The following is a 4,033-nucleotide window of genomic DNA, read 5'->3' as shown; positions in this document are numbered from 1 at the left end:
GGCCAGGCCCAGCGGGTCGAGCACGTCTTGCAGGTCGCGCCAGCGCATGCCGGCTTGCACGCGCACGGCGCGGTCAGCAGGCCTCACCCACACCAGCTGGTTCATGGCCCGCATGTCGATGTGCAGGCCGCCCTTCACGCCGATCTGCCCACCCATGCTGTAGCGGCCACCGCCGACGGCCACCTGGCCGGGCCAGCGGGTGATGGCCGCCGCCACGTCGGCCGCGCTATGAACCACCTCGATGCGCGCGACCTCGACGGGGTAGAGCCGGGTGACGTTCTCCACCAGCAACGGCGTGGGCGTTGCCGCCGAGCCGTGGCCGGTGGCCAGTGCGCCCGCAGCGCCGAGGGAACCCACCAGCAGGCGGCGTCTGTCGATGGGTGGCGGCGTGGGCATGCGGCCGAGTATCTGGCGCCCAGCCGCCCCCGGCGCACGCCTTGCCCCACGCCCAAATTCACCCTCCCCCGGGAAATCCCCAATCCCACCCTGAAACCGGTTTCCTACACTGAACCCATCAAGAAACCGGTTTCACGGCGCGCCTCTCCAGGATGACGCCCGAAGCCGCCAGACGCCCCCAAGCCGTACCTCCCCCACCGTGAACTACACCCTCCAATTCGCCGACGTGCTGGCCGCCTGGCCGCTGTTGCTCAAGGGCACGTGGATCACCGTGCAGCTGTCGCTCACGGCCACGGTGTTGGGGCTGGGGGTGGCCATCGTGTGTGCCTGGGGCAAGACCTCGGGGCCGCGGGCACTGCGCTGGGTGATCCAGGCCTACATCGAGCTGATCCGCAACACGCCGTTCCTCGTGCAGCTGTTCTTCTTCTTCTTTGCGCTGCCGGCCATCGGGCTGCGCTGGTCGCCGTACACCGCCGCGCTCACGGCCATGGTGGTGAACCTGGGGGCCTATGCCACCGAGATCATCCGCGCCGGCATCGAGTCCATTCCCAAGGGGCAGATCGAGGCCGGCCTGGCGCTGAACATGAAGCGCCACCAGATCTTCCGGCTCATCGTGCTCAAGCCGGCGCTGCGCGCCATTTTTCCAGCGCTTACCAGCCAGTTCATTTTGCTGATGCTCAGCAGTGCGGTGGTGTCGGTGATCTCGGCCGACGACCTCACCTCGGTGGCGGCCAACCTGCAGTCGCAAACCTTCCGCAGCTTCGAGATCTACATCGTGGTGGCGCTCATCTACCTGGCGCTGGCCATGGCCTTCTCGGCCCTGTTCCGCCTGATGCAGCGCCGTTTCCTCTCCTACCCGGACCGCCGCTGATGCGTACCTTCGGCCTCAACGACCTGTGGTTCATCGCTGCCGCGGCGCAGTGGACCATCGCCCTATCGCTCATCGCCTTCATCGGCGGTGCCGCGGTGGGCCTGCTGCTGGCGCTGGCCCGCACGTCTGACAAGCCGCTGCCCATGGCGGTGGCGGGCGCCTTCATCCAGGTGTTCCAGGGCACGCCGCTGCTGCTGCAGCTGTTCCTCATCTTCTTCGGGCTGCCGGTGCTGGGGCTGGAAGTCAGCCCCTGGGTGGCGGCCGGCACGGCGCTGGTGCTCAACACTGGCGCCTTCCTGGGCGAGATCTGGCGCGGCTGCATCCAGGCCGTGCCCCGCGGCCAGTGGGAAGCGGCCGAGGCGCTGGGCCTGCACTACGTGGCCCGCATGCGCCGCGTGGTGCTGCCGCAGGCCTTCAAGATCGCGCTGCCGCCCAGCGTCGGCTACATGGTGCAGGTGATCAAGGGCACCTCGCTGGCGGCCATCATCGGCTTCACCGAGATCACCCGCGCCGGCCAGATCATCAACAACGCCACCTTCCAGCCGCTGATCGTGTTCAGCGTGGTGGGCGCCATCTACTTCCTGCTGTGCTGGCCGCTGTCGCTCTGGGCCGGCCACATCGAGCGCCGCCAGGCGCTGGCGCTGCAGCGCTGAACCCACGCTTTTTCTTCCTCGCTTCCATCACCGGAGACACCGATGTCCACCACGTCCCGCCGCCCCTTCATCGCCGCTGCCGCCGCCCTGGCCTGCAGCACCCTGCTGGCCGCCTGGGCGCCCCTGGCGCAGGCGCAAACGGTGGACGAGATCAAGAAGAAGGGCACGCTCACCGTGGGCATGCTGGTGGACTTTCCGCCGTACGGCACGGTGGACACCAGCAACAACCCCGACGGGTACGACGCCGACGTGGCCAAGCTGCTGGCCAAGGACCTGGGCGTCAAGCTCAACCTGGTGCCGGTCACCGGACCCAACCGTATCCCCTTCCTGCTCACCAACAAGGTGGATGTGCTCATCGCCTCATTGGCGGTGACGCCCGAGCGGGCCAAGCAGGTGCAGTTCTCGCGCCCGTACTCGGCGGCCACCATCGTGCTGTTTGCGCCCAAGAAGGCCAACATCAAGGCCCCGGCTGATTTGAAGGGCGTGCGCGTGGCCGTGGCCCGCGCCAGCACGCAAGACACGGCGCTCACCGCCATCGCGCCGGAAGGCACCGAGATCCGCCGCTTCGACGACGACGCCTCGGCCATGCAGGCGCTGCTGTCGGGCCAGGTCGATGCCATCGGCTGCTCCACCACCGTGGCCGCGCAAATCGCCAAGCGCGCCGGCGCCGACACCTTCGAGCAGAAGCTGGTGCTGCGCCAGCAGCTGATGGCCGTGGCCATGCGCCCGGGCCAGGCCGACCTGCTCAAGACCATGGACAGCCTGATCGAGAAGAACACCGCCAACGGTGAGCTGAACAAGCTCTACACCAAGTGGCTGGGCGCGCCGCTGCCGCAACTGCCGGCCGCCAACTAAGACCCCGACCCACCCGAGCGCCGCACGATGAACACCGCCGCCGAACCCATCATCCGCATCGAGAACGTCAACAAGTGGTACGGGCAGTTCCAGGTGCTCACCGGCATCGATCTGCAGGTGCGGGCGGGTGAACGCATCGTCATCTGCGGCCCTTCGGGCTCGGGCAAGTCCACGCTCATCCGCTGCATCAACCGGCTCGAGACGGTGCAGCAAGGCCGCATCGTGGTCGATGGCATCGACCTGACGGCCAATGCCCGCAACGTGGACGCGGTGCGGCGCGAGGTGGGCATGGTGTTCCAGCAGTTCAACCTGTTTCCGCACCTCACGGTACTGCAGAACTGCACCCTGGCGCCGATGAGCACCCGCGGCGTGCCGCAGGCCCAGGCCGAGGCCACCGCCATGAAGTACCTGGAGCGGGTGCGCATCCCCGAGCAGGCGAACAAATACCCGGCGCAGCTGTCGGGCGGCCAGCAGCAGCGCGTGGCCATTGCCCGCGCGCTGTGCATGACACCCAAGATCATGCTGTTCGACGAGCCCACCTCGGCGCTCGACCCCGAGATGGTGAAAGAGGTGCTGGACACCATGATCGGCCTGGCCGAAGACGGCATGACCATGCTGTGCGTGACGCACGAGATGGGCTTTGCCCGCAGCGTGGCCGACCGCGTGATCTTCATGGCCGATGGCCGCATCCTGGAACAGGCGCCGCCGCAGCAGTTTTTCAGCGCGCCGCAGCACCCCAAGACCCAGGATTTCCTGGGACAGATCTTGAGCAGCGCGCACGCATGAGCCAGCAAGCGGTGTTGATCTCGCTGTCTTCCTTCGGCGCGGCCGAGGTGCGGCGGCATGGCCAGCTGTATTTCAGCCGCCTGTCGGCCGAAGCCGGTGCCGATGGTGTGGAAGTGCGCGGCGAGCTGTTGACCGACGCGGCGCATGAGCTGCCCGCGCTGGCCGACGTGACGCTGCAGCTGGGCCTGGCCACGGTGTACTCCAGCCCTGAAGGCCTGTTCGCGGCCGATGGCACGCTGGACCAGGCCGCCTTGCAGCGCGCGCTGGCCGCCGCCCGGCAACTGGGCGCGCCGCGCCTGAAGATGTCCATCGGCGGCTATGGCGCGGGCTCGCGCGGCGCATCGGCCGCGCAACTGCCCGCGCTGCGCCAGGCGCTGCAGGCCGCCGAAGGCATCGAGCTGGTGATCGAGAACGACCAGACGGTGCCCGCCGGCACCGTGCGTGCGCTGCAACCCTTCTTCGAAGCTGCGGC

Annotated in this window: 5 protein-coding genes and 1 pseudogene; 5 read left to right on the top strand and 1 reads right to left on the bottom strand. The window is 68.2% G+C overall.

The features are described 5' to 3' along the window. Positions 1–396 (bottom strand): FAD-binding protein (locus ABNT58_RS08350; protein WP_348753038.1); only part of this gene is annotated, 396 nt, incomplete at its 3' end. Positions 397–595: 199 nt separating this feature from the next. Between ABNT58_RS08350 and ABNT58_RS08345 the strand changes: the two genes are divergently transcribed. The 5 genes and pseudogenes from ABNT58_RS08345 to ABNT58_RS08325 all read left to right on the top strand — a co-directional run. Then, on the top strand, positions 596–1,267 hold the full coding sequence (locus tag ABNT58_RS08345; RefSeq protein WP_348753037.1) for an amino acid ABC transporter permease: 672 nt from the start codon (positions 596–598) through the stop codon (positions 1,265–1,267). Further along, positions 1,267–1,920, top strand: a complete 654-nt coding sequence (locus tag ABNT58_RS08340; protein WP_348753036.1) for an amino acid ABC transporter permease — start codon at positions 1,267–1,269, stop codon at positions 1,918–1,920. The genes ABNT58_RS08345 and ABNT58_RS08340 overlap by 1 nt, the downstream gene beginning before the upstream one ends. 42 nt (positions 1,921–1,962) lie before the next feature. After that, positions 1,963–2,775: a transporter substrate-binding domain-containing protein gene (locus tag ABNT58_RS08335; RefSeq protein WP_348753035.1), complete on the top strand. Its 813-nt coding sequence runs from the start codon at positions 1,963–1,965 to the stop codon at positions 2,773–2,775. Positions 2,776–2,802: 27 nt separating this feature from the next. After that, positions 2,803–3,561 carry an amino acid ABC transporter ATP-binding protein gene (locus tag ABNT58_RS08330; protein ID WP_348753034.1) on the top strand — a complete coding sequence of 253 codons (759 nt, stop codon included), beginning with the start codon at positions 2,803–2,805 and terminating at the stop codon, positions 3,559–3,561. Then, a pseudogene (locus ABNT58_RS08325) lies at positions 3,558–4,033 on the top strand (glutamine ABC transporter ATP-binding protein); the annotation flags it as partial. The gene ABNT58_RS08330 and the pseudogene ABNT58_RS08325, both read left to right, overlap by 4 nt.

The organism is uncultured Aquincola sp. (genome assembly GCF_964001545.1).
Classification (GTDB): Bacteria; Pseudomonadota; Gammaproteobacteria; order Burkholderiales; family Burkholderiaceae_C; genus Aquincola.
Note: the sequence above shows the minus strand (reverse complement) of the source record. Positions and strands in the feature narration are given on the sequence as shown.

Coding starts and splice junctions, on each gene's coding strand:
- ABNT58_RS08340 (WP_348753036.1), top strand. CDS start 1,267: ATGCGTACCTTCGGCCTCAACGACCTGTGGTTCATCGCTGCCGCGGCG.
- ABNT58_RS08335 (WP_348753035.1), top strand. CDS start 1,963: ATGTCCACCACGTCCCGCCGCCCCTTCATCGCCGCTGCCGCCGCCCTG.
- ABNT58_RS08330 (WP_348753034.1), top strand. CDS start 2,803: ATGAACACCGCCGCCGAACCCATCATCCGCATCGAGAACGTCAACAAG.